The organism is Bacillus altitudinis 41KF2b (genome assembly GCF_000691145.1).
Lineage (GTDB): Bacteria > Bacillota > Bacilli > Bacillales > Bacillaceae > Bacillus > Bacillus altitudinis.
Map to the genome: position 1 here is coordinate 84,600 of NZ_ASJC01000005.1, position 25,847 is coordinate 110,446.

The 25,847-nt window shown below is 40.9% G+C and carries 27 protein-coding genes; 20 read left to right on the top strand and 7 right to left on the bottom strand.

What is annotated here, in order from left to right; all coding sequences use genetic code 11:
* Positions 1 to 7 precede the first annotated feature (7 nt).
* From BA79_RS10565 to BA79_RS10595, 7 genes are all read left to right on the top strand, one after another.
* Positions 8 to 829: a pyruvate, water dikinase regulatory protein gene (locus BA79_RS10565; RefSeq protein WP_008342399.1), complete on the top strand. Its 822-nt coding sequence runs from the start codon at positions 8 to 10 to the stop codon at positions 827 to 829.
* A 261-nt stretch (positions 830 to 1,090) separates the two neighbouring features.
* Positions 1,091 to 1,591 carry a YaiI/YqxD family protein gene (locus tag BA79_RS10570; RefSeq protein ID WP_035702740.1) on the top strand — a complete coding sequence of 167 codons (501 nt, stop codon included), beginning with the start codon at positions 1,091 to 1,093 and terminating at the stop codon, positions 1,589 to 1,591.
* Positions 1,592 to 1,624: 33 nt separating this feature from the next.
* On the top strand, positions 1,625 to 3,454 hold the full coding sequence (gene dnaG / locus BA79_RS10575) for a DNA primase (protein WP_008342393.1): 1,830 nt from the start codon (positions 1,625 to 1,627) through the stop codon (positions 3,452 to 3,454).
* A 203-nt stretch (positions 3,455 to 3,657) separates the two neighbouring features.
* Positions 3,658 to 4,779 (top strand): RNA polymerase sigma factor RpoD, encoded by a 1,122-nt coding sequence (gene rpoD / locus BA79_RS10580; RefSeq protein WP_008342392.1) that lies wholly within the window; start codon positions 3,658 to 3,660, stop codon positions 4,777 to 4,779.
* A gap of 301 nt (positions 4,780 to 5,080) precedes the next feature.
* Entirely contained in the window at positions 5,081 to 5,440 is a 360-nt protein-coding gene (gene cccA / locus BA79_RS10585) for a cytochrome c550 (RefSeq protein ID WP_008342390.1), read from the top strand.
* 120 nt (positions 5,441 to 5,560) lie between these two features.
* Complete coding sequence (locus tag BA79_RS10590) at positions 5,561 to 6,277, top strand: tRNA (adenine(22)-N(1))-methyltransferase (RefSeq protein ID WP_035702742.1); 717 nt, start codon at positions 5,561 to 5,563, stop codon at positions 6,275 to 6,277.
* Positions 6,270 to 7,391 (top strand): Nif3-like dinuclear metal center hexameric protein, encoded by a 1,122-nt coding sequence (locus tag BA79_RS10595; RefSeq protein ID WP_035702746.1) that lies wholly within the window; start codon positions 6,270 to 6,272, stop codon positions 7,389 to 7,391. The genes BA79_RS10590 and BA79_RS10595 overlap by 8 nt, the downstream gene beginning before the upstream one ends.
* Before the next feature lie 36 nt (positions 7,392 to 7,427).
* On the opposite strand, the gene BA79_RS10600 is transcribed toward BA79_RS10595, so the two are convergent.
* Both BA79_RS10600 and vrrA read right to left on the bottom strand, forming a co-directional pair.
* Entirely contained in the window at positions 7,428 to 8,372 is a 945-nt protein-coding gene (locus BA79_RS10600; RefSeq protein WP_035702752.1) for a 4-hydroxy-3-methylbut-2-enyl diphosphate reductase, read from the bottom strand.
* A gap of 156 nt (positions 8,373 to 8,528) precedes the next feature.
* A complete protein-coding gene (gene vrrA / locus BA79_RS10605; protein WP_035702754.1) occupies positions 8,529 to 9,251 on the bottom strand; it encodes a VrrA/YqfQ family protein in 723 nt (240 codons plus the stop codon).
* Between the two features lie 155 nt (positions 9,252 to 9,406).
* On the opposite strand from vrrA, the gene BA79_RS10610 reads away from it, so the two are divergent.
* Positions 9,407 to 10,726, top strand: a complete 1,320-nt coding sequence (locus tag BA79_RS10610; RefSeq protein WP_024718822.1) for a DEAD/DEAH box helicase — start codon at positions 9,407 to 9,409, stop codon at positions 10,724 to 10,726.
* 9 nt (positions 10,727 to 10,735) lie between these two features.
* Positions 10,736 to 11,629 (top strand): deoxyribonuclease IV, encoded by an 894-nt coding sequence (locus BA79_RS10615; RefSeq protein WP_017358005.1) that lies wholly within the window; start codon positions 10,736 to 10,738, stop codon positions 11,627 to 11,629.
* 49 nt (positions 11,630 to 11,678) lie between these two features.
* Here the strand turns inward: BA79_RS10615 and BA79_RS10620 are convergent, their stop codons facing one another.
* Positions 11,679 to 11,933, bottom strand: coding sequence for a DUF2624 domain-containing protein (locus BA79_RS10620; protein ID WP_008342377.1), 255 nt, complete (start codon positions 11,931 to 11,933; stop codon positions 11,679 to 11,681).
* 140 nt (positions 11,934 to 12,073) lie between these two features.
* On the opposite strand from BA79_RS10620, the gene BA79_RS10625 reads away from it, so the two are divergent.
* The 5 genes from BA79_RS10625 to BA79_RS10645 all read left to right on the top strand — a co-directional run bounded on the left by BA79_RS10625 (position 12,074) and on the right by BA79_RS10645 (position 16,192).
* Complete coding sequence (locus tag BA79_RS10625) at positions 12,074 to 12,955, top strand: YitT family protein (RefSeq protein WP_017367617.1); 882 nt, start codon at positions 12,074 to 12,076, stop codon at positions 12,953 to 12,955.
* A 136-nt stretch (positions 12,956 to 13,091) separates the two neighbouring features.
* Positions 13,092 to 13,868, top strand: coding sequence for a metal ABC transporter ATP-binding protein (locus BA79_RS10630; RefSeq protein WP_008342368.1), 777 nt, complete (start codon positions 13,092 to 13,094; stop codon positions 13,866 to 13,868).
* Positions 13,868 to 14,728, top strand: coding sequence for a metal ABC transporter permease (locus tag BA79_RS10635; RefSeq protein ID WP_007501274.1), 861 nt, complete (start codon positions 13,868 to 13,870; stop codon positions 14,726 to 14,728). The genes BA79_RS10630 and BA79_RS10635 overlap by 1 nt, the downstream gene beginning before the upstream one ends.
* Positions 14,706 to 15,134: a zinc uptake transcriptional repressor Zur gene (zur, locus tag BA79_RS10640; protein ID WP_003217433.1), complete on the top strand. Its 429-nt coding sequence runs from the start codon at positions 14,706 to 14,708 to the stop codon at positions 15,132 to 15,134. Before BA79_RS10635 ends, zur begins: the two co-directional genes overlap by 23 nt.
* Positions 15,135 to 15,274: 140 nt before the next feature.
* Positions 15,275 to 16,192 carry an ROK family protein gene (locus BA79_RS10645; RefSeq protein WP_025207635.1) on the top strand — a complete coding sequence of 306 codons (918 nt, stop codon included), beginning with the start codon at positions 15,275 to 15,277 and terminating at the stop codon, positions 16,190 to 16,192.
* Between the two features lie 24 nt (positions 16,193 to 16,216).
* On the opposite strand, the gene BA79_RS10650 is transcribed toward BA79_RS10645, so the two are convergent.
* Positions 16,217 to 16,795, bottom strand: a complete 579-nt coding sequence (locus BA79_RS10650; RefSeq protein WP_008342361.1) for a 5' nucleotidase, NT5C type — start codon at positions 16,793 to 16,795, stop codon at positions 16,217 to 16,219.
* Positions 16,796 to 16,934: 139 nt separating this feature from the next.
* Between BA79_RS10650 and BA79_RS10655 the strand changes: the two genes are divergently transcribed.
* The gene (locus tag BA79_RS10655) at positions 16,935 to 17,297 is read left to right on the top strand and encodes a DUF308 domain-containing protein (RefSeq protein ID WP_008342359.1); all 363 of its coding nucleotides are present in this window, start codon (positions 16,935 to 16,937) and stop codon (positions 17,295 to 17,297) included.
* Between the two features lie 48 nt (positions 17,298 to 17,345).
* Here the strand turns inward: BA79_RS10655 and ispG are convergent, their stop codons facing one another.
* Together ispG and BA79_RS10665 are read right to left on the bottom strand one after the other, a co-directional pair.
* Entirely contained in the window at positions 17,346 to 18,461 is a 1,116-nt protein-coding gene (ispG, locus tag BA79_RS10660) for a flavodoxin-dependent (E)-4-hydroxy-3-methylbut-2-enyl-diphosphate synthase (protein WP_008342357.1), read from the bottom strand.
* A 106-nt stretch (positions 18,462 to 18,567) separates the two neighbouring features.
* Positions 18,568 to 18,870 (bottom strand): hypothetical protein, encoded by a 303-nt coding sequence (locus BA79_RS10665; protein ID WP_007501268.1) that lies wholly within the window; start codon positions 18,868 to 18,870, stop codon positions 18,568 to 18,570.
* Between the two features lie 185 nt (positions 18,871 to 19,055).
* On the opposite strand from BA79_RS10665, the gene BA79_RS10670 reads away from it, so the two are divergent.
* The gene (locus BA79_RS10670) at positions 19,056 to 19,601 is read left to right on the top strand and encodes a GNAT family N-acetyltransferase (protein WP_017367613.1); all 546 of its coding nucleotides are present in this window, start codon (positions 19,056 to 19,058) and stop codon (positions 19,599 to 19,601) included.
* A 241-nt stretch (positions 19,602 to 19,842) separates the two neighbouring features.
* Here BA79_RS10670 and BA79_RS10675 read toward each other — a convergent pair whose 3' ends face one another.
* Positions 19,843 to 20,595, bottom strand: coding sequence for a DUF1189 domain-containing protein (locus tag BA79_RS10675; RefSeq protein WP_017367612.1), 753 nt, complete (start codon positions 20,593 to 20,595; stop codon positions 19,843 to 19,845).
* A 143-nt stretch (positions 20,596 to 20,738) separates the two neighbouring features.
* Here BA79_RS10675 and BA79_RS10680 point away from each other — a divergent pair, with 143 nt between their 5' ends.
* The 4 genes from BA79_RS10680 (at position 20,739) to BA79_RS10695 (ending at position 25,684) form a co-directional block, all read left to right on the top strand.
* Positions 20,739 to 21,224, top strand: coding sequence for a DUF456 domain-containing protein (locus BA79_RS10680; RefSeq protein WP_017358001.1), 486 nt, complete (start codon positions 20,739 to 20,741; stop codon positions 21,222 to 21,224).
* Between the two features lie 183 nt (positions 21,225 to 21,407).
* Entirely contained in the window at positions 21,408 to 22,016 is a 609-nt protein-coding gene (gene sodA / locus BA79_RS10685; protein ID WP_007501264.1) for a superoxide dismutase SodA, read from the top strand.
* Between the two features lie 123 nt (positions 22,017 to 22,139).
* Positions 22,140 to 23,426, top strand: coding sequence for an MFS transporter (locus tag BA79_RS10690; RefSeq protein WP_008342348.1), 1,287 nt, complete (start codon positions 22,140 to 22,142; stop codon positions 23,424 to 23,426).
* Positions 23,427 to 23,548: 122 nt separating this feature from the next.
* Complete coding sequence (locus BA79_RS10695; protein WP_035702956.1) at positions 23,549 to 25,684, top strand: peptidoglycan D,D-transpeptidase FtsI family protein; 2,136 nt, start codon at positions 23,549 to 23,551, stop codon at positions 25,682 to 25,684.
* Positions 25,685 to 25,847 lie beyond the last annotated feature (163 nt).

Sequence of the window (25,847 nt, forward strand, 5' to 3'; positions counted from 1 at the left end):
GGATGTTATGAGTAATCGCGTAATTTTTGTTGTATCAGATTCAGTAGGAGAAACGGCAGAGCTCGTGGTCAAAGCGGCACTTAGCCAATTTGATGGCGGCTCATCCGACCATTCAAATATTAGAAGAATCCCATATGTAGAGGATGTTGGTACGATTAAAGAAGTCATTTCACTGGCGAAAGCAGATAATGGGATCGTCTGCTTTACTCTTGTTGTGCCAGAAATGCGCCAATTCTTAATAGAAGAAGCAGAAGCCAATGGCGTCGTGTACTATGACATTATCGGTCCACTTATTGATAAAATGGAGACGGCATATGGAAATGAAGCGAAACATGAGCCAGGTCGTGTACGTCAATTAGATGAGGACTATTTTAAAAAGGTAGAAGCCATTGAGTTCGCTGTGAAATATGATGATGGCCGGGACCCAAGAGGTATTCTAAAGGCTGATATTGTGCTGATTGGTGTATCACGTACGTCTAAGACACCACTTTCTCAATACTTAGCACATAAACGCTTGAAGGTAGCAAACGTTCCGATTGTTCCTGAAGTTGATCCGCCAGAGGAGTTATTCTCAGTTGATCCAAAAAAATGCATCGGCCTGAAAATTAGTCCAGACAAACTAAATCATATCCGTAAAGAACGTTTAAAATCACTCGGTTTAAATGACCGTGCCATTTATGCGAATATCGAGCGGATTAAAGAGGAACTAGAATATTTTGAAAAAGTGGTTGACCGAATTAACTGTCAAGTTGTTGATGTATCGAATAAAGCAGTTGAGGAGACAGCAAATGTCATTCATCAAATGCTGACCAAAAGAGGTTCCGAATAAACTCAGGATGCTCCTCCTGGGTTTTTCCTATGGTGGGAAACGGGTAAACAAAAACAATAGCATATTTGCTGCATTTGTATTATAATAAAAAATTGTGATAAAATGATTGATTTTAGGTTTAAGTTAAGTCAAGAACGAATAAACTAATATTGGCAGAAGTCAAGTGATTCTGAACATAACTTTTCGACAAAATGAGTTTTACTGTTGATCGCTTTATGGGGGAAAAGTATGGTCTTTTTGCTTCTCTAAAGCAGGAATAAGGTGGAGGGATGGAGAATTAGTCACCTGAATGAACGTAAAAAAGAAAGGACGATTTATGTCGATGCAGATGCTTGTCCTGTAAAAGACGAAATCCTTTCTGTCGCATCTCAATTTCAAGTACCTGTGACTTTCATTGCTTCATATGAGCATTTTCAAACCAAACGATCACCACTTGAAGATTGGCGGTTTGTTGATACACATAAGGAAGCAGCAGATTTAGTCATTGCGAACTTAGCTGTCAAGCACGATGTTGTCGTCACCCAGGATATTGGTCTGGCCTCCTTACTGCTTCCAAGACAAGTCATTGTTCTGTCTGAAAGAGGACGAATGTACACAAACGAAACAATTGATTTTGATTTGGAACGCAGGCATGTTTCCAGTAAACAGCGAAGAAAAGGTGTATACGGAAAAGGTCCCAAAAAGCTTTTAGAAGAGGATAAAAAGCGATTTATTGCCCAACTACAAAAAATCCTGTCGAATCATGAAGGATTTTTGAATTAAAAGGCGAATAATGTACGACGGAGTGTTATTAGGATGAGCAAACGTATACCAGATGAACTTTTGGAGCAAATCCAAAAAAACGCAGACATTGTCGAAGTGATTGGAGAATACGTACAGCTTAGAAAACAAGGTCGGAATTACTTCGGTCTTTGTCCATTCCATGGTGAAAATACTCCTTCATTCTCTGTTTCAGCAGATAAGCAAATCTTCCATTGTTTTGGCTGTGGTGCAGGAGGTAATGTATTTTCGTTCCTCAGACAAATGGAAGGCTACTCATTTATTGAAGCCGTTTCACATGTTGCTGATAAGTACCATATTGATTTGCCGGATCATGTAGCGAATGCGCAGATCAGTTCCTCACAGCAAGAGGATACAGCAGATCATAAAATGATTGAGGCGCATGAGCTTCTTAAGAAATTTTACCACCATTTGCTGGTAAATACAAAGGAAGGTCAAAACGCACTCGATTATTTAAGGTCCAGGGGCTTTACGGATGAAACAATTGCCAAGTTTGAGATCGGATATGCTCTCGACTCGTGGGATTTCGTGACCAAGTTTTTAGAAAAACGAGGGTTTGATCCTGCGATGATGGAGAAGGCTGGTCTTTTGATTCAACGAGAAAACGGCACAGGTTTTTTTGACCGCTTTAGAGATCGTGTCATGTTTCCGATTCATGATCATCACGGGACGGTTGTCGCTTTTTCTGGAAGATCACTTGGTGATCAGCAGCCAAAGTATATGAATAGTCCTGAAACGCCACTTTTTCATAAAAGTAAGCTGCTTTATCACTTTCATGACGCTCGTATGCATATTAGAAAACGCGAACGTGCAGTCCTTTTCGAAGGATTTGCTGACGTCATCTCGGCTGTCACAAGTGGTGTTGGCGAAAGTGTTGCAACAATGGGTACGTCTTTAACAGAAGAGCACGTAAAGCTTCTTAGGCGGAACGTAGAAGAGATCATTTTATGTTATGACTCTGACACGGCCGGGTATGAAGCGACCATGAAAGCATCAGATTTGCTTGGAAAAAGAGGATGTAAAGTTCGCGTTGCCATGATACCAGATGGACTTGATCCAGATGATTACATTCGTAAATATGGCGGCGAGAAATTTAGGAATGACATCATAGATGCAAGTGTGACATTAATGACATTTAAGATGAATTTTTTCCGAAGAGGAAAGAATTTGTCTGACGAAGGAGACCGCCTGACTTACATGAAGCAGGTTCTCCGAGAAATCAGCCGATTAAACGGTTCCTTGGAACAAGAGATTTACATGAAGCAGCTGGCCGGGGAGTTCTCCATTTCACTTGACTCATTAAAGGAGCAATTGGAGCTTTTTGAAAAGCAGCAGCGCCAAGAGGCCAAGAGCTCGCAAGAAGAAAATGGGCTTGAAAAGCGGCGTGCACATCTGTCAACACAGGTAAGACGAAAACGTCTAAGGCCGGCATATGAAAACGCAGAGCGAATGCTCCTTGCACATATGTTGAAAAATGATGACGTGATCCGAAAAGTGCTTGATAGGATAGGGTTTGAATTTAATATAGATTCGCACAGAGCGCTGGCAACATACATTTATGCATTGTATGAAGAAGGCAAGGAGCCGACCCCGCAGCATCTGATGAACCGTATAGAAGATGATGTGATCAATCAGCTCCTGACGGATATATTCATGATTCAAGTTGGAGACGAACTAAGTGAAGCTGAATTAAGTGATTATGTAAAAAAAGTGTTGAATCATCGGAATTTGTCAATGATAAAGGAAAAAGAACTAGAACGTGCAGAGGCGGAGAGGCAAAAAGATTTCTTCAAAGCGGCAACACTTGCAAAAGAAATTATTCAGTTGAACCGTTCGCTGAAGTAATACGTCTACTATTTATGACAAGACTTACGGCTGGCAATGAATCCTTTAATGGGAGGAGCATAAGACCGCAAGCATCTTGCCTTCATCATTATTTATTTTATTCCTATTTGCTCATTCTGTTTGATAGAGAGAGAAAGGCAGAGCAGAAGCAAATCGCAAGTTACTTTAGAATTCGTTGCAAGCTTTGGAAGGAGGGATCCATAATGGCTGATAAACAAGCCCACGAAACTGAAACTGAATTAACCTTTGAACAGGTGAGAGATAAGCTCACTGAAACGGGTAAAAAACGGGGCGTTTTAACATACGAAGAAATTGCAGAGCGTATGTCTAGCTTTGAAATTGAATCAGACCAGATGGATGAATACTATGAATACTTAGGCGAACAGGGTGTAGAACTCATCAGTGAAAATGAAGAGACTGAAGACCCAAATGTTCAGCAGCTGGCTAAGGCAGAAGAGGAATTTGACCTGAATGATTTAAGCGTACCACCAGGTGTCAAAATTAATGATCCTGTTCGTATGTACTTAAAAGAGATCGGGCGCGTCAATTTGCTATCTGCTAAAGAAGAGATTACGTATGCTCAAAAGATTGAAGAAGGCGATGAGGAATCAAAAAGAAGATTAGCGGAAGCGAACCTTCGTCTCGTTGTCAGCATTGCGAAACGTTATGTTGGTCGTGGTATGCTGTTCCTTGACTTGATTCAAGAAGGAAACATGGGGCTCATGAAGGCGGTTGAGAAGTTTGATTACCGCAAAGGATACAAATTCTCAACATATGCGACATGGTGGATTAGACAGGCGATCACACGTGCGATTGCCGATCAGGCGAGAACAATCCGGATCCCGGTTCATATGGTGGAAACCATTAATAAATTAATCCGTGTTCAAAGACAGCTTCTACAAGATCTAGGTAGAGAACCAACGCCAGAAGAAATTGCGGAAGACATGGATTTAACACCAGAGAAAGTAAGAGAAATTCTTAAAATTGCGCAAGAGCCAGTATCTTTAGAAACACCTATTGGTGAGGAAGATGACTCGCATCTTGGTGATTTTATCGAAGACCAAGAGGCGACTTCTCCATCAGACCATGCTGCCTATGAGCTCTTAAAAGAGCAGCTTGAAGATGTATTAGATACGCTAACGGACCGTGAAGAAAATGTGCTGAGACTGCGTTTCGGACTAGATGACGGAAGAACACGCACATTAGAAGAGGTAGGAAAGGTGTTTGGCGTAACAAGAGAGCGTATTCGCCAAATTGAAGCGAAAGCTCTTCGTAAATTAAGACACCCAAGCAGAAGTAAACGATTAAAAGACTTCTTAGAATAGAAACCGGACGGATCTTGAGAGAGATCCGTTCTTTCTTCATCAAAATGAAAACGCTTTTTTGATCTGATTATATTTTACTGAATAACAAATGAATTTGCAACGTTCTTAGAGAAAAGATGTATAAAAAATACATCTAAATGTGCTGAAGGCTTCTTTTCTCATTTTGAATCATTTTTGTCTAATCTGTGAACTTGACCAAAGTTTTGTATCATAATTCGTTTACTTTTTGTAAAATTAAAGTAGAATTAGAATTGTTTGCATAGTCTCAAAGGGGTTTTTCACAAAGGGGAGGATGAAAGAAATGAAACGGAATCCACTTATACCATTCTTATTGATTGCCATTTTAGGTATTGGACTCACTTTTTTCTTATCAATGAAGGGGCTGAAAGATGAAGACAAAATTGCCTCTGGGGGCAAAGAGCAAAAGCAAGAAGAGACCGCAAATGCAACGCCGGAAGAATTGTATAAGCAGAACTGTATTAGCTGTCATGGGGAAAACTACGAAGGTGGCGCAGGTCCTGCATTAAAAGGTGTTGGCGACAAGCTTGAAGTAGCAGACATCAAGAAGAAAATTCAAGAAGGCGGAAATGGGATGCCGGGCGGGCTAATTCCGAATGAAAAGCTCGATGAAATGTCAGAATGGGTATCCAAAATTAAATAATAAAGCGCAAAAAGCTCTTTTTCATCAGAAGAGCTTTTTTCATTTGAAAACGACTTTTAAAAAGTCCATAATTTATATAAGATAGACAAGTATGAACATTAAAGAAAAGTAGTGATATGGATGAATGAAATGAATTTGTCAAAACGATTAAAAAGAGTCGCAGACTTTTTACCAAAAGAGGCGGTCTTTGCTGATATCGGCTCAGATCATGCCTATTTGCCATGTTATGCGATATTACATCATAAAGCATTGAAAGCCATTGCTGGTGAAATTACTGATGGACCGCTTCAATCTGCGAAGCAGCAAGTACATAGGCTTGAATTAGATGAGCAAATTTCAGTCAGAAAAGGAAATGGCCTTGAAGTGATTGAAAAAGGCGAGGTAAATGCTGTCACGATTGCAGGGATGGGCGGAGCACTTATTGCAAGCATTCTAAATGAAGGTAAACACAAGCTCACAGGGCAGGAGCGGCTTATTCTTCAGCCTAATATTCATGCTCACCATATTCGTTTATGGCTCTATCAAGAGGGGTATGAACTGATGGATGAAGTGATTTTAGAAGAGGATGGCAAAATATACGAAATCATCATTGCCGAAACAGGAGACAAAGATAAAGCTTATGAAGGCATGTCGATTGAAACAGGCATGCTCGTTGGTCCGTTTCTTGCCAAAGAGCAAAAAGATGTCTTCCGGCGCAAATGGATGAACGAGCTTCAGCACATGGAGCATATAGAAGGCCAGATTCAACAAGCAGCGCCGACGGAAGAGAACAAAGAACGTCTGAAAGAGCTGAATGCGAAAATAAAAATGCTAAAGGAGGTTTTGACTGTTGGCTAAAACAGTGAACGGGCATGAAATCATCCAATTATTTGAGCAATTTTCACCAAAGGCATATGCGGTGGAAGGTGATAAAATTGGGCTCCAGATTGGAACGCTAAATAAAAAAGTGACCAATGTCATGATCACCTTAGATGTATTAGAAAATGTGGTAGATGAGGCAATTGAGCGGAAGGTGGATCTCATTATTGCCCACCATCCGCCAATTTTCCGTCCATTAAAACATGTGGCGACAGATCAGCCGGCAGGACGGATCATTGAGAAATGCATCAAACATGATATTGCGGTGTATGTAGCACATACAAACCTGGATGTGGCTGATGGAGGAGTCAATGACTTGCTTGCAGATGCTTTAGAGCTCGGGGAAACAAAAGTGCTAGTTCCAACATACGAAGATCCAATTAAGCAGCTAGCTTTGTATGTCCCAGTGGAATTTGAAGAGGCCATCAGGACGGCTTTAGGAAATGCGGGAGCTGGCCATATTGGCAACTACAGTCATTGCGCTTTTTCAAATGAAGGGACAGGCAGTTTTCTGCCATCAGAAGAAGCTGTGCCATTTATTGGTGAGACGGGTAAATTGGAATTTGTGAAAGAAGTACGAATCGAAACCATTTTCCCAGCAAGTATTGAAAAACAAGTGATTCGTGAAATGATCAAAGCACACCCTTATGAAGAAGTGGCTTACAGTGTACACACGACAGATCTTCCTCCTATTCAAAAAGGCCTTGGGCGTATTGGTGAATTAAAAGAACCTATGACACTTAAAGACTTCACTCAATTTGTGAAAACGAAGTTAGATGTGAATGGAGCGCGTTTTGTAGGAAATCAGGAAGCGGTCGTGAAAAAAGTAGCTGTGCTTGGAGGAGACGGAAATAAATATATCCATCAAGCGAAAAGAATGGGTGCAGATGTGTACGTGACTGGCGACCTTTATTTCCATGTCGCTCACGATGCCATGATGCTCGGACTGAATGTAGTGGACCCGGGTCATTACGCAGAAAAGATCATGAAAGAGGGCGTAAAGACAAAGCTAGAATCGCTATGTACAGATAAAAAATATGATGTGCAATTCTTTGTATCAGAATCAAACACAAACCCGTTTCAATTTGTGTAAACAAAAACGTCAGAGCATAGCAGCTCTGACGTTTTTTTATTTCTTTGTTTTCACGCGAGGTAATATCTTAGAAAGAGGAACCGTCCGTTCAATTTTCCATGTTGATTCATCATCAGGTTCGTAGTTTTCTAAGAAACGAATGACTTCTTTTGTAATAGGTGTTGGTGTGGAAGCACCTGCAGTAACGGCAACTGTTTTAACCCCTTGGAGCCATTCAAGCTTTAGTTCACTGAGATCACCAATTCGGTAAGCCTGCGTTCCTGCAATCTCCATTGACACTTGCGCCAGACGATTTGAGTTATTGCTTTTTGGATCGCCGACCACAATGGTCAGATCGGCTTGGCCTGCTTGCTGTGACACAGCTTCCTGACGTACCTGTGTCGCAAGGCAGATTTCTTGATGGTACTCGACGTGAGGATATCTTTCTTTAATGAGCTCCATCAGATCATGAACATCCCACTGAGACATTGTCGTCTGATTGGTGATGAGTAGTTTATCTGACGTTAGATCGAGCGCTTTAATATCAGCTTCTGTTTCGACAAGGTGCACTTTGTCAGGTGCAACACCGACGGCTCCTTCTGGCTCAGGGTGCCCCTTTTTCCCGATATAAATAATGTCATATCCATCAGCTGTTTTTTCTGAAATGAGTTCATGTGTTTTCGTGACATCTGGACAGGTCGCATCAATGGCGACAAGGCCTTTTTCTTCTGCAATTTGACGGACTTCAGGAGATACGCCGTGAGCGGTGAAAATCACTGTTCCACTTTCAACCTGTTTTAAAATATCTAGACGGTTTGGTCCGTCCAGTGTGTAAATTCCATCTTCTTCGAAGGCATCTGTGACATGTTTGTTGTGCACAATCATACCTAATATATAAATTGGGCGTGGCAAGTTTTTATCAAGTGCGGCATTTTTAGCAATGACCATTGCATCTACAACGCCATAGCAATAGCCACGCGGCGAAATTTTAATTACATTCATTTATTCGTCCTCCTGTAGGGAAGTGCTGCTAGAGAAGAACAATATAAAAAGCCGTGAAAAACGGCTTTTGATCATTCTCTTCCTTCATTATAGCCAAAGTAAGCGCATATATCAAAGATTGTTATACATGGGAAACACTTCGCCTTTAAAAGATCACTAGACATATAGTTTCGGAATGGAACTGCCCGATCTTTTTTTCGGTTTTGCTTCAGGAGCAGCTGATGTGTGTACAGTGGTTTTTTTGACAAGGATGTCCTCTGGTTCTTCTTCTTTTCCTTCTTCTATTTCATCATCAACCGGTGCTGCTTGTTCGTGCGGAACGTCTGTTTCTGCAGTGATTTCTTTTGGTTCTTCGTCTGCATCATTCGTATTTGTTTCATCATCATCCGCACTGCCAAGCTGGCTATAGAGTTTAATCATGGCAGGCAAATTTCTGACTAAAGGACCGTATTGCTGAATCATAGGCGTGAATTGCTGCGCCATTCCGAGTACTTTTTGAACATTTCCTAACATGCTTGAAAGGTTCGCAGGGTTTGCGAAGCTCTGGATTCCTTGTAATCCCGCACCACCTCCAGCTCCAGAGATCCCTGCTCCTCCAGCTCCAGGAAGAAATTTTGCCAGCATGCCCTTAATTCCGGCGCCGCCGCCTAGTGCTCGGCTTTCGCCTCCAGGAATGCTACCCATCCCGCGTAGACCGCCGCCTTGTACAGACGGAGAGCGAGGCATCATTTGTTGAAATTGGTTGCCTTGCCCTTGAAAAGGCTGTTCGATCGGAGCCTGCTGTCTCCGTTGAAAAATCCCGGGCTGTCCGCCATTTCCAAGGTGCCGGCGTGAGGGACGATGCGGCTGAAAATCGCCCATAGGCCTTTGCCCTAACATACTTGTACCTCCCTTACTGCATTCTCTTTCTCTTCATAGGTTATGCAGGGAAGTATCATTTGGTTTCCTGTGAGAAAAGCGGACATGGTTTTTTTGCTGAAAATCAGCTATAATGAGGAGATGAGCAAAAAGGCATTGCCTTAAGGAGTGAAAACATGAAAGAAACGAAATTTACGACATATGAATTAAAGTCTTTTATTATAGATGCTATTCATGAACTGGGCTTTTATGAGCCGACTGATATTCAAAAAAGAATTATCCCTGCTGTTTTAAAAGGTGAAAGCGTGATTGGACAGTCACAAACAGGGACAGGGAAAACCCATGCGTATTTATTGCCGCTTATTCATTCAATTGATCCAAGCAAAGAGCAAGTACAAGTGGTCATTACTGCACCAACACGAGAATTAGCGAATCAAATTTTTAAAGAAGCACAAACGATCTTAAAAAATACGCCTCCAGAAGAAGAAATCAAGGCAAAGCTTTACATTGGCGGAACGGACAAGCAGAAATCCATTCAAAAGCTAAAGAATCAGCCGCACTTAGTGGTCGGCACTCCTGGACGTATTGCTGATCTTATTCATGAGCAAGCGCTGAATGTGTACAAAGCAACATCTCTTGTCATTGATGAAGCAGACCTTATGCTAGATATGGGCTTTTTAGAAGATGTGGATCGTATTGGTTCACAAATGCCAGAACAGTTGCAAATGCTCGTGTTCTCAGCAACTATCCCAGAAAAATTAAAACCTTTCCTCAAAAAATATATGGATAATCCGAAATATGCACATGTTGAACCGAAACGAATTACGGCTGAAAACATTCAGCATATTTTAGTTCCATCTAAACAACGTGATAAATTAAAATTACTTCATGAAATGGTGACGAATGTACAGCCTTATTTAGGGATCATCTTTGCCAATACAAAATCAACTGTTGATGAAATTGCCTCATTCCTACAGGAAAAAGGAATGAAAATTGGGGTGCTTCATGGCGGTTTAACGCCTCGTGAACGTAAAAAAGTGATGAAACAAATTGAAGATTTGGAGTTCACCTATATTGTGGCATCTGATCTTGCTGCCCGCGGGATTGATATTAAGGGCGTCAGCCACGTGATTAACTATGAGCTCCCATCCGATCTTGATTTTTATGTTCACCGTGTGGGAAGAACGGCTCGCGCTGGTTCATCTGGCATTGCAATGACCATTTATGATCTCGCTGATGAGGATGCACTCGTTCAAATTGAAAAAATGGGTGTTGTGTTTGAAAACAAAACAATTGTTCATGGCGAATGGCGAGATGCAGATGATCGTTTGAAGCGTCAAAGACGTAAAAAAGCACCAAATGAAATTGAAGAAAAAGCAAAACGCCTTGTCAGAAAACCGAAAGCCGTCAAACCTGGATATAAAAAGAAAATGACACGTGAGATGGATAAGATCAAAAGACAAGAACGTAGAAAGTCAAAGCGTAACGGAAAGTAGGGGGACACATTGTTGAAGATTGGATCACATGTATCCATGAGCGGAAAACATATGCTTCTTGCAGCGAGTGAGGAAGCTGCCTCTTATGGTTCAAATACTTTTATGATTTATACAGGTGCACCGCAAAATACGCGCCGTAAAAAAATTGAAGATCTCAATATTGAAGCTGGACAAGCGCATATGAAAGAGCATGGTATGACAGATATCGTCGTTCATGCACCGTATATTATCAATATTGGGAACACAGTGAATCCAGCGACATTTGAGCTTGGAGTGGACTTCCTTCGCTCTGAGATAGAGCGTACAGAAGCGCTAGGTGCAAGACAAATTGTTCTTCATCCAGGTGCGCATGTCGGAGCAGGTGCAGATGCTGGAATTCAAAAAATCATTGAAGGTCTCAATGAAGTCATTGTGAAGGGGCAGGAGGTTCAAATTGCGCTGGAAACAATGGCGGGAAAAGGATCAGAGTGCGGAAGAAGCTTTGAAGAGCTTGCCCAAATTATTGACGGTGTGACACATAACGAAGCACTTTCTGTTTGCTTTGATACGTGTCACACGCACGATGCAGGTTATCCCATTGTGAGTGATTTTGATGGAGTATTAGAAGAATTTGATCGAATTGTCGGGATCGACCGAATCAAAGTTCTTCATATTAATGATAGTAAAAATGTACAAGGCGCAAGAAAAGACCGACATGAAAATATCGGTTTTGGAGAAATTGGTTTTGATGCCCTGAGCTATATCGTTCATCATCCACAGCTTCAAGATGTGCCGAAGATTCTAGAAACGCCTTATGTAGGTGAAGATAAAAAGAACAAGAAACCACCTTACAAATTCGAAATTGCGATGCTGAAAGAAAAGCAATTTGATGAAGGTTTACTAGATAAGATTACGGGTCAATAAAAAGTGCATGCAATGTGATGAGGTGCCGCTAAATGCGGCCCTTTTTTGCCTAATTTGTGAATTGATTAAACAGATCATTGACGGTCTGTGCTGTCTGTTTAGACGTAATCGCTTCCACTTGCTTAAGCAGCCGGTTGCGCTCTGCATCATTAAAAATATTGACGTTTTTCCCATTCATGAGTTTGGCGACCTCAGCAGCCTGATTGGATGTTAAACTGACCCCGTACTGTTTCGCATACCTTAACAAGTCATTTGCTGTGATCTGATTCAGACGCTGTAACACAATTTTTTGAATTAAAATCAATTCCATTCCTCCCCTCTGTATCAATGTATGGGCGAAAACGGAAAATGTGCAAAAAATTTTATTTTACTCTGTGAAATGATAAAATAGTAAAGTGAATAAAATGTTCATTGAAAACTAAACATGTGTAGAAGGGAGAACGTATGGCAAATAGTAAACAGCATAAAAAGGAATCAGTGCCTCATTTTATTTTGAGAATTTTTCTGATTCTAGTAGGAGCTGCATGTGCAGCAGTCAGCATTGAATTATTTTTAGTGCCAAACAATATTATTGATGGAGGCATCATCGGTATTTCGCTTATTTTGGATTATCTTTTTACGGATAACCCATTCATTAATTTCGCGACGATTGTTGTCATTTTAAATATTCCATTTATGATATCAGGATACAAACATATTGGGAAAACCTTTTTGGTTTCCACTGTGATTGGGATTGTCAGCTTGGCCGTGATTGAATCTTCACTTCATCATGTAGAGGCATTTACGACGCAGCCGATTTTAGCTACTGTATTTGGGGGGCTGTTACTCGGGTTTGGCGTTGGGCTTGTGATACGGAATGGAGGCTCAATGGACGGAACGGAAATCTTAGGAATTCTTCTGACGAAAAAAATTCCTTTCTCCGTCGGTGAGTTTGTCATGATCGTCAATGTGTTCATTTTTATTTGGGCGGGCTTTGTCTTCGGACCGGAGCAAGCTATGTATTCTGTCATGACATATTATTTGGCAATGAAAACAATTGATGCTGTCATTCAAGGACTAGATGAAACAAAAGCTGTCATTATCGTTTCGGATTATTATGATGAAATTTCAGATGCGATCCTTCATCGTCTCGGCAGGGGAACGACCAAGCTTAGAGGAAAAGGCGGTTATACCGATGAAGAAAAAGATGTCATTTACGCCGTCGTGACAAGACTTGAAATTACGAAGCTGAAATCTATTGTGTTTGAAATTGATGGTCAAGCCTTTATTACGATTATGGATACGCATGAAACAAAAGGCGGTAAATTCAAAACAGCCATTCATTAGCTTTTATTTTACTTTTTTATCTTTCTTTTATATAATGAAATGTATGTATGGACAAAGAAAATGGCAAAAGCCATTTTCTTTTTGTTGTATAAATCGTAATCATTCTTTTTATATTGGATTAAAGGTGGAAAGATTTATGGCAAAGCCAATTATTGAAATGAAGGACATTTCGTATTCATATGGACAGCGAAATGTCATCGATCACATTCATTTAACAGTAGAGGAAGGAAACTTTCTAGCACTTGTTGGACCGAATGGATCTGGTAAAACAACCTTATTAAAATGCCTGCTTGGCTTGATTAAACCACAGCAGGGAGAATTGAAGCTCTTTGGCACACCTGCTCAAAAATTTAAAGACTGGGATCAAATTGGATTTGTTTCTCAAAAGGCAAATAGCTTTAATACAGGGTTTCCTGCTTCTGTATACGAGGTCGTGGCAAGTGGTTTAACGGCGAAGATTGGTTTATTCAAACGCATGAGTAAGCAGGATAAGCTTCAAGTAGATGAGGCCATCCGCTCAGTTGGCATACAGGACTTAAAACACCAAAACATTGGTGAGCTTTCAGGCGGGCAGCAGCAGCGTACATTTATTGCCCGTGCACTCGTCAGTCAGCCGAAGCTGCTTATTTTAGATGAGCCGACTGTGGGTGTAGACCAAAGAACAGTAGAAGGCTTTTATCAGCTGTTAGAAACATTGAACAAAGAAAAAGGAATGTCTTTAATTCTCGTTACACATGATGTAGGAACCGTTTCTGACAAAGTCACGCATGTGGCTTGTTTAAATCAGACACTTCATTTTCATGGAGATGCGGAAACGTTTGATTCGATGGATGATCAGGCGCTTTCTCAGTTTTACGGGCATGACATTCAAGTGATTCATCACGATCATCACCATCATGGGGGACATGAATAATGCTATTTCCATTTTTTCATTATGAATTTTTACAAAATGCGTTTATCGCAGGTATGCTGATCGGCTTTATTGCGCCCTTACTTGGTGTATTTATTGTCGTGAGAAGGCTCTCTCTCATCGCAGATGCGCTTAGTCACGTATCACTTGCTGGGATAGCGGCAAGTTTATTCCTTGATAAAAAGTTTGGACTTTTGACAGGGGTTAGCCCGCTTTACTTAGGAATGGCTTTTTCTGTGGCTGGCTCGTTGTTTATTGAACGTCTGCGCTCTGTGTATAAACATTATCAGGAGCTGGCAATTCCCATTATTTTATCGGGTGGTATTGGGATCTCTGTTATTTTCATTTCACTTGCAAATGGTTTTAATACAGATTTGTTCAGCTATTTGTTCGGAAGTGTCAGTGCGGTTTCAAGGCTCGATCTTTGGATTATTGTTGGGATCTCACTTGTCGTTGTATTAGTGGTTGTGCTCTTGTATAAAGAATTGTTTTTGCTTTCTTTTGATGAAGAACATGCGAAGGCTTCTGGTATTTCAGCTAAGTGGATTCATTTTATTTTTATTTTAGTTGTTGCACTTGTCATCGCAGCATCGATGCGTATTGTTGGTACACTCCTAGTGTCCGCACTCATGACACTGCCTGTTGCGGCAAGTATTCGGATTGCCAAAGGGTTTAAACAGGCGATTTTCCTTTCCATCTTATTTGGGGAATTGTCTGTTATGGTCGGCTTGATTTTAAGTTATTATCTTGATTTAGCGCCGGGTGGAACCATTGTGATGCTGTCTATTTTGATTTTAATCGGGTGTATTAGTATTGGGAAATTCAGAAGGGGGAATCATCATGAACGTACAAGAAGCGCTTGATTTATTAAAGGAAAAAGGCTATAAATATACAAGCAAACGTGAAGATATGCTTCAATTGTTTTCTGATTCTGATAAATACTTGACCGCTAAAAATGTATTAACAGCATTAAGTGAAGATTACCCAGGGCTTAGTTTTGATACGATTTATCGAAACCTGTCTTTATATGAAGATCTTGGGATATTAGAGACAACGGAATTATCAGGGGAGAAACTGTTTCGTTTTAAATGTTCGTTTTCCCATCATCATCACCACTTTATTTGTTTGACATGCGGTAAAACAAAGGAAATCGACGCTTGCCCTATGGACAAGCTTGATGCTGATCTAGAGGATTATCACATTAGCGGACATAAATTTGAAATTTACGGAACGTGTCCTTCTTGCGAACCGAAGGAAGTTCATTCATGAAAGAAGCCAGCCGATGGGCTGGCTTTTTGTTTTGTCATGTTGAAAACGTTTTACAAAGGATAGCTGTTTCATTAAAATGAGAACAACAGATCATCTATAGAAGCAGATTTGAGTCTTTAGAAATAGGGGGAGGGTCAAAAGTGGCGTATTATATCGTATTCGATGTAGGCGGGACAAAAACAAAGCATGGGGTCATGGATCGACATGGTGAGCTGATCACGAGCGGCGACTACGAAACAAACTGCAGGCAGCTTGAGCCGTTTTTAGAGGACATGGAGAACGTGGTGAAAGAGTATCAAAGGACTTGGGATATCAAAGGGATTGCGATGAGTCTTCCGGGGTTTGTTGACAGTCAAACGGGTTATACGGAATTTGCAGGAGCGATTATTGCTTTAAATGGCCAAAATGTCAAAACGCTTTTGGAAGAAAAAACATCACTTCGTGTAGAAGTAGAAAATGATGCGAACTGTGCAGCTCTGGCTGAAAAATTTAGTGGTCATGCGAAAGAGTGTGACAGCTTTATATGTATGACGCTTGGGACTGGTGTCGGCGGCGGTATTTTTGCTGGCGGAGAGCTTGTTCGCGGTGCCTCTTTTCGCGGCGGTGAATTTGGCATGATGCTGACAGAAACAGAAAACGGTCAGTTTACGACACTCAACAGCAGTGCTTCGACAGCTGGATTGATACGAAGCTACAAAGAGCAGCAAGGAATTCCACAAAGTCAGCAAATCGACGGTCAAGAAATCTTTGAAAAAGCCAAGCAAGATCCGGCCATTGAGAAGATGATCGATCAGTGGTACAAGCGAATCGCAATTGGCATTTACAATGTGGCAACAGTTCTCAATCCAGAGAAAATCCTCATTGGCGGGGGCGTGAGTGCAAGGCCCGATTTGATTCCAAACATTGAGAAACATTTACATACTTTGCATGCATGGAAAAACATACAGGTGACACTGGAAACGTGCTATTACTTCAATCAGGCAGGTATGATGGGTGCACTTTATCATTTTTTAATAAAAGAAGGACATCATCGTACAATCAAAAAGCCGATACATTAAAAACGTATCGGCTTTTGATCTGTTTTAGTAAGCAGTTTGCAGACGCTTTTCATACTGTTTGATCCATTGGGATGCTTCTTGCCAGTTATTCACGCGAATGATCCGTTCATCAATTGGCATTTGATTATACGGTGAGTTAAACAGAATCACTGGAATGTCAGCTTCTTTTGCAATCATTGTGGCATTGCCATGGTGATCTTCAAAAAACACATCGATCTTATGTTTTTGAACAGCTTCCACCTTATGATGTCCGCCAACAAGCTCGATATCGTCATAATGGACATGATTCTCCTCAAACCATTTGTAGGTGATGTCTGAGTGATGCTGCCTTCTGGCTGTGATATAAATCAATTGATGATGATGTTTCATTTGATTGAGGATTTCTTTTGCACCCTCGGCAGGCTTTGCCTGTTTATAAATAAGAGGCTCATACTCATTCATCCAGCCCCAAAATTCTTCATTTGAAATCTTTAAAAGCTTCGTCAAATCATATTCCGTCATATCATCTAGTGTGATGTCACATTGAAACGACTCATTTAAGTAGGGGACAAAGGTGTCCTGCGCCGTGACTGTGCCATCGATATCAATTCCTAAACGTAACATGCCCACACTCCTCATATTTATCCTCTTAAAGTGTAACATAATCAATTCACAATTCCAGCAAGTTTTAGCAAACATGAAACAGACATTTTTGCTCATACTAAAAAAGCTCCTTTCTATTAACCAAAAGGGGGAATTGATCATGGAAAGAGACGAAGATTTCAGAAGAAATGATCGTGAAATCGACACACACTTTAGTAATGATGATGGCTATTTAGAGGAAACAGCTGCTGAAATTGCAGAGCCATATCAAGCATCAAGAGATCGTGAAGACAGAAGAGAACGTGACCATGTAGGTGACGATTCAGGCAGTAAGGGGATAGGCTATACAGCACTCGCGATCGCGATTATCTCACTATTTGTCTTGCCGGTGCTATTAGGCGTAGCGGCAATCGTCGTTGGTTATATTGCAAGAAGAAAAGGAGCACATGCGCTTGGCGCATGGTCAATCGGGATCGGAATCGTTTCCGTCATCCTCGGCATCTTTATCACTCCGTTCTTTTAACAGGACAGGAACAGAAAAACGCCTGACAGTGATGTCAGGCGTTCTTTGTTATGCGTTCGCTTGTTTTGCTTTTTCAGCTTCCATTTTCGCATAATGTTCTTCAGCGATTTTATCGATTTCTTTTTTCAGTTCTTCGACCATTGTTTCTTCTGGTACTTTCCGAACAATTTCACCTTTGCGGAATAAGAGGCCTTCACCTCTAGCACCAGCGATGCCGATATCAGCTTCACGCGCTTCACCCGGACCGTTTACAGCACATCCGAGAACAGCTACTTTAATTGGTGCTTTAATTTTAGAAATATATTCTTCGACTTCATTTGCAATGCTAATGAGGTCAATTTCAATTCGTCCACAAGTTGGACAAGAGATGAGTGTTGCTGCATTTGATGCAAGGCCAAATGATTTTAATAATTCACGTGCCACTTTGACTTCTTCGACCGGGTCAGCACTTAATGAAATACGGAGTGTGTTACCAATCCCCATATTCAAGATTGCGCCAAGACCAGCTGCACTTTTGACCGTACCTGCAAATAACGTACCTGATTCTGTAATCCCAAGATGAAGAGGATAATCAAAGGCTTTTGCTGCTTTTTCGTATGCCTCAATCGCAAGGTTTACGTCAGATGCTTTCATACTGACAATGATGTCATGAAAGTCTAGGTCTTCTAAAATTTTAATGTGATGCAGTGCACTTTCAACCATACCATCTGCTGTTGGATAGCCGTATTTATCAAGAATCTTTTTCTCGAGTGAACCGGCGTTTACCCCAATACGAATTGGAATGCCTTTTTCTTTTGCCGCTTTCACAACAGCTTCGACTTTTTCTCGTCTTCCGATGTTTCCTGGGTTGATACGAATTTTGTCTGCACCTGCTTCAATCGCTTTCAGTGCAAGCTTGTAGTCAAAATGAATGTCGACAACAAGGGGAATGTTGATTTGTTTTTTAATGTCCGCAATCGCATTTGCTGCACGCTCATCTGGGCATGCGACACGCACGATTTGACAGCCAGCTTCTTCTAAACGTTTAATTTCAGCTACTGTCGCTTCGACATCATGTGTTTTGGTTGTCGCCATACTTTGAATGACGACTTCATTGTTTCCACCTATAGTTAAAGGTCCCACTTTGACGGGACGCGTTTTTGTACGATGTGTGACTTCACTCACTTGTCAATCGCTCCTTAGTGTACATGCAATTCGTTTGCAGTGTACGACGTGTTTTACATCTCATATTGTAACAGTCTCTTTATATGAATGACAAGGAATTAACGTTTTATCTCTTATAGACCGGAAACTTGTATGTGCTGCCTGCCCGAATTTCGTTCGCTTTGACGCCTTGATTCAGTGCTTCAAAGTCTTCGATCACTTCATCTAATGGCTTACTTGTATGTACGATAGAGACGACGGTTTGACCTTGTTTAACAGTGACAGTTTTATATGCCTGTTTTTCAGCTGTTTGAAAGGCGCTGGCGGGAACAGCAGGGCCTTCCTGAACGGGGATCGTTCCATTTTTCAAATCAAAAAAGATAATAAAGAGGACAAACAAACTGACTAGTAAAAAAATAATTCGCCGCATTTTACTCACCGCTTTTAAGAGTTTACTTCAGTGTATGCATGTCCTGAGTTGATAGAACCAAAAAGAGTGAAAAAGCTAGGGAAGGGTGGTTCTAGTGAGTTCTATTATGACTTGTAATCGGAAAAATCTTTGATAAGCCTAAGCCCTTTCTTTATTATGATAAAATAAAAAAAGGGGGAGAGTATATGAAGAAAATCAGTCAGAATATATATGTAAGAACACTAACAGAAAGTGATGCAGAAGCTCTATTAACACTTGAACGAGAGAATCGCACTTATTTTCAGCAATTTACACCTTTGGTTCAGGATGATTTTTTTACTGTACCTCGTCAAAAGGAACGGATTAACCGCAGTATGCAAAGGCGTGCAAAAGATGAAGCCTATATGCACGGTATTTTCTTAAATGAAACAGATGCATTAATTGGAACGATCTCACTCCATTCTGTTGAAAGAGGACCGATTCAAGGGGCTTTGCTTGGATATGTGCTTGATGAAAGGCAAGGCGGGAAGGGGTATATGACAGAGGCGATTCGTTTGATTATCGATTATGCCTTTTATGAATTGTACCTTCACCGCATTGAGGCTGGCGTAAAACCATCTAACATTGGTTCCATTCGTGTGCTTGAGAAGACAGGGTTTGAAAATGAGGGACTTCATCGTAAAAAAGTAAAGATCAATGATAAGTGGGAGGATCACTATATGTTTGCGATCATCCATCCAGATGAGTCATAGGGTCAAGACAAATAAAAAAAGCTCCCTAAAATGAGGGAACTTACAGCGTGTAGGCAAACCATCGCATTCTTTGTCAGTCCTGCGCGCTGGTACTCACGAATGACAAATTCGCTCCGTCAAAGTAGCTGTCCTTCCTAGAATGCAAAGGTTTTCTATCACGCTGAAAAGAAGACAAAGGGCTAAAATCAACAACATTTTAGCCCTTTGTCAACAATCTGAAAGCTCCCCAAAATGAGGGAGCTTATTTTTTTGCAGGTATTTCTTTAATGACAAGATATAAGAAAATAAAGTTAATCACCCAATTTAATAAAAATGAGTTCGCAACCGGCGTGTTTAATGCACTCATGATGGCGAAAAAGACGGTTGTTAATGTGAGTGAATAGGCAGAGAGCTTCCAAAGCATTTGAAAGGACAGCTCTTTTTGCTGCATTCGTTTAATAAATGTGCCAAGCATGGCTAGGAATGTTGCGCTGATGAACATGAGAGCAGCAGTAGATAGGTACAGCAGGACACAAATGACAGGGATAATGATCGCTTGATTCTGGTTTGTGACGCTGGCAAGTTCATCTTTTGTGAGTGTTCCGCCAAGCAGCTGGTATGGAATATCTGTCATTTGTCCATCAATGGCAATCACTGCTTTTTCTTTCAATAACGCAATGGCTGTTTGTTTTGACTCAAGCTCACTTGATTTTATTTTTTCAGCGGGATCAAAGATAATCGTGATGCCGTTTTCTTCTTTTTCTATCGGCGTGCTTTGGACCGCTTGAAGCGTTCCTTTTTCAATGGAAAAGTCGGGTAAATCTTTTTTAATCACATGCTGAAATCCTGACATCGCATTTGAAATCTCTTGGCTCATATGATAGCCCTGGGGGACAGCTGCGATGATCGAAAGGATAAAGATGAATAAAATGGCCTTTCCAATCCCAGTAAAACGTGCTCTGGCAATATCTTTTGGTGAATAAATTCCTTTTAACAATAAACTAAATACGTTCAACCGATTCACTTCCTACATTCTTTTCTATTTCTCACATTGTATCAATGTCTATCCATCCAGTACAAGTACGGCCTTCATTGCTGGTTAAGATAGAAGGAATGAGGCATAATGTATACAGCATATAAAAAGGAGGCGGCTGCGGATTGGACGTGCTATATTGGGTTTTGATCGGCTGTGCATTTATCATTGCGTTTGTGGGACTTGTCTATCCAATCATTCCTAGTGTGGTTTTCATGGTTCTTGGGTTTATTTTATATGGGCTCTTTTTTAGCTTTGAGAAATTGACGCTCACCTTTTGGCTCATTCAAGCCATGTTTACAGCTGTGTTATTTGCCGCGGATTATGTCTCCAATTTGATTGGGGTGAAACGCTTTGGTGGCAGCCGGGCGGCCATTTGGGGAAGTACCATTGGGCTTTTAGCCGGTCCTTTTGTGATTCCGATTGCTGGAATTATCATTGGTCCATTTATCGGCAGTGTCATCGCAGAGCTGCTCGTTCATCAAAAAGATCTGAAGACAAGTGTGAAAGTGGGGCTTGGCTCATTAATTGGTTTTGTGTCAGGCGTATTTGCAAAAGGGTTGATTCAAGCACTGATGCTGGGAATCTTTTTGTTTTATGTGCTTCGCTAAATGGAAAATCGGTGTTTAACACTCTTTCAGAAGGGTTAAATACAAAATAAACACTGAAATGTTTCAGATCATGAGCAATAACGTTGAAACAAGCCGTTTCTTTTGATACTCTTTGATTAGGGTGAATTGCTTGCTTACTAAGGAAGCATTTCAGTACATACATTTCTAAGGAGGAATTTAACCATGGCTTTTAAACTTCCAGAATTACCATATGCTTACGATGCATTAGAACCACATATCGACAAGGAAACAATGACGATTCACCACACAAAACACCATAACACTTATGTAACAAACTTAAACAAAGCAATCGAAGGTGTATCAGCTCTTGAAGATCAATCAATTGAAGAGCTAGTGGCTAACTTGAACTCTGTGCCTGAAAACATTCGTACAGCTGTACGTAACAATGGCGGAGGACATGCGAACCACTCATTATTCTGGACGCTTCTTTCACCAAACGGTGGCGGCGCACCAACTGGTGAACTTGCAGATGCGATCGAAAAAGAATTAGGCGGATTTGAAAAATTCAAATCTGATTTCGCTGCAGCAGCTGCAGGACGCTTTGGTTCTGGTTGGGCATGGCTTGTTGTGAACAATGGCAAACTTGAAATCACAAGCACACCAAACCAAGATTCTCCTTTAACTGAAGGAAAAACACCAATCCTAGGACTAGACGTTTGGGAGCATGCTTACTACCTAAACTACCAAAACCGTCGTCCTGATTACATTTCAGCATTCTGGAATGTTGTGAACTGGGATGAAGTGGCTCGCCTTTACAGCGAAGCTAAATAAATGATTTGATTTGAAAAGACCTGCTTCTCTCTGAGAGCGGGTCTTTTTATATTTTCCCTCCTTTTTTTACATATCTGCCTTTTGATGAGACAGACTATTGTGTAGAAAAGGAGAATGAATGATATGAGCAGATTAAAGAAAATGTTCGGGGACATGGATGTCACAAGAGATTTATTGCTCCTCCTCACGATTGGCGGATTATACGCACTTGCGATTGCGCTTTCGAATACGTTTGTGAACGTGTATTTATGGAAACAGTCTGGGCGATTTACAGACCTTGCGATTTATAACTTGGCGATTGTTGTCCTTCAGCCCATTACCTTTTTATTTGCTGGACGGCTCGCTAAAAAAATAGATCGTGCATTTGTCCTTCGTTTCGGTGTCATCTTCTTAGCCGCTTTTTACTTAATTGTTCTCATGGCAGGAGAGCAAGCGGCAGCTCGGCTCGTGTTATTAGGCAGTGTGCTTGGAATCGGCTATGGTTTTTACTGGCTTGCCTTTAACGTGCTCACTTTTGAGATTACTGAACCTGAAACAAGGGATTTCTTTAATGGATTTTTAGGAGTGCTTACCTCTACAGCCGGTATGATCGGGCCGCTCATTGCAGGAATTGTGATTTCTCAATTAACGGATGATACAGGCTATACAGTGATTTTCACTTTATCGCTTTTTTTGTTTTCACTAGCGGTTGTGATGAGTTTTTTCCTCAAGAGGAGACAATCAAAAGGAAAATTTATCATTAAGCAAATTTGGAAAGAGCGCCATGCGGACGAGAATTGGCGTAAGATCACAACTGCTCACTTTTTTCAGGGGCTCCGTGAAGGCGTGTTTGTCTTTTTAATCAGTGTCTTTGTGTTTATTGCAACAAACAGTGAGCTTGCTTTAGGCACATTTGGTCTAGTCAATTCAGGTGTTGCCTTTTTTGCCTATTTTTTTGCTACTCGTTTGATTAAGAAAAAATGGCGCAAAAAAGCGATTATGTTTGGCGGGCTTATTTTATACGGCGCTTTATTTTTAATCGTCTTTCACTTGTCCTATGTATCACTGCTTATGTACGCTGTAGCCATTGCGATCGGCTACCCGCTTCTGCTAGTTCCGTATGTCTCTTTAACTTACGATGTCATCGGTCATGCTAGATATGCAAGAAAAGCCCGAATTGAATATATTGTCGTCAGAGAACTATTTTTAAATGCCGGGCGTATTTGTTCGATTGTCTTTTTTCTTTTATCTGTCACCTTACTGGGCGATCGGCTTGGGATTCCTGCTTCACTTGTCGTACTCGGAGCGGGGCACACCCTTATTTATTATTTTGTAAAGGACATTCATTTAAAAGAGAAAACAGCTGATATAGAAGAGGCTGACGGTCAAAAGCCTGTTTCTCAAACGAACCTTATGAAGGGAGAAAGGTAAAATTTCTTACCAATGGAACATCAAATTTCTAGATAAATGATAGAAAAACCGCTAAAATGATGATGGCACCTTTTATACACAAAAAGGGGTGCCATTTCTTTCTTGATAGAAAAGGTGATGTGATGAGAAACAAGAAAAACAAAAAAGACGCGAAGGAAGGGCGCAAAACACTTCCGATCCGGCTGAATTTATTATTTTTAGCTGCGTTTATTATTTTTACCGGTGTTGTGGTCAGACTCGGTTTTGTGCAGATTGTGAATGGAGAAGATTATAAAAAGCAGGCAGAAAAACAAGAAGACGTAAATGTCAGCTCATCTGCTCCGCGCGGAAAAATTTATGATCGAAACTATAACACGATTGTCAGCAATAAAGCGCTAAATGCCATTACATATACGAGAACCTCGACGACTTCACAAGAAGAGCGGCTCAAAGTGGCAACAAAATTAGCAGATATGATTCATGTAAGTACGAAGAAAATCACAGATCGTGATAAAAAAGATTTCTGGATCTTAACCCATCCGAATGAAGCGAAAAAGCTTGTTCAAAAAGAAGCCGATTTAAAGGGTGACGAAAAGGTCTCTGATGATAAACTATACGAGCTCCAGCTAAAACGCATCACAGACAAGGAATTAAATCAACTGACGAAAAAAGATTTGCAAGTGCTTGCGATTAAAAGACAAATGGATGCAGGCTATGCACTTACGCCTCAATTCATTAAAAACGAAGATGTTAAACCAAGTGAAATTGCTTACGTCTCTGAGCATTTGGACGAGCTGCCAGGTGTAGATGTCACAACAGACTGGTCACGCAGCTATCCTTATAAAGGACTGCTCCGCAGTATGCTCGGCAGTGTGTCTTCAAGTGATGAAGGTCTTCCGTCGTCACTGCTTGAACATTATCTATCACTCGGCTACAGCCGAAATGATCGTGTAGGAAAAAGCTATCTTGAATATCAATATGAAGATGTCCTGCAAGGTCAAAAAGAAAAAGAACAAAGTACAACGGATAAAGAAGGCAATGTCACAAGCTCTAAAGTGTTAACAGAAGGAAAGAGCGGAAAAGACCTTGTGCTGACGATTGATATTCAGCTGCAAAAAGCGGTGGAAAAAATCATCGAAAAGAACTTGAAAAGTGCGAAGCAAAGAGGCGGCACAGAACTTCTTGATCGTGCGTTTGTTGTCATGATGGACCCGAGAAATGGGGAAGTGCTCTCGATTGCGGGTAAACAGATTACCAATAAGAATGGGACATACAAATTTGATGACTATGCACTAGGAACGATGACATCATCATATGCGATGGGATCAGCAGTAAAAGGGGCAACGGTACTGACAGGTTATAAAACAGGCGTCCTTCACATTGGAAGCACCCAATACGATGAACCGCTCTATATCGCTCAGTCACCGCCGAAAAAATCCTATCAAAATATGGGACTCATTAATGATTTAACCGCACTAGAACGTTCATCAAACGTGTATATGTTTAAAACAGCGATTGCAATTGGGAAAGGGGAATATCGTAAGAATCAGCCGCTCCCAATTGATACAAAGGCGTTTGATACGTTCCGTTACAATTTTAGTAAATTTGGTCTTGGAGTGGAGACAGGTATTGACCTGCCAAACGAAGCAACTGGCTATCGTGGAACGTCTACACAATCCGGTCTTTTACTTGACTATGCGATTGGACAATATGACACGTTTACACCGCTGCAAATGGCGCAATACGTTTCAACGATTGCCAATGGCGGCTATCGTTTACGTCCTCAGCTCGTAAAAGAAGTGAGAGAGCCAGATCCGCAAAGAGGCATTGGGGCTGTAACAGAGTCCGTCAAGCCGGATGTACTGAATAAGCTCGATATGACAAGTGATGAGATCAAACGCGTACAGCAAGGATTCAAGCTTGTGATGCAGAACCCAAGAGGGACAGCATATTCGAACTTTGGCAACAAAAAATACAATCCAGCTGGCAAAACAGGGACCGCTCAATCATTCTATGACGGCCCGATTAAAAGCAAACGCGGCACACCGACGTATAACACAACACTTGTTGCGTATGCGCCTGCTGATAATCCAGAAGTAGCGATTTCAGTTGTCGTGCCTTGGGTGTATCAAGATTACAACCAGCGCTATCCGATTACAAATGATATTGGTGAACAAGTATTAGACAAGTACTTTGAACTGAAATCAAAACAGGAAAGCAATGATACACAAGCGAAGAACAAAAACAAAATTGAAAATGAAGCAGAAACAAATAACTAGACCTATTCTAGGTAAAAACGCTCACTTTTTGTGGGCGTTTTTTTATATTTTCTTCAAACTTTTCGATATAAATTGACAAAAATCATAAAAAACCCCGCAATTTCTCTACAAATCTTCGACATTTACAAAACCTTAACATTCCATTTAAACGAAATTAATAAAG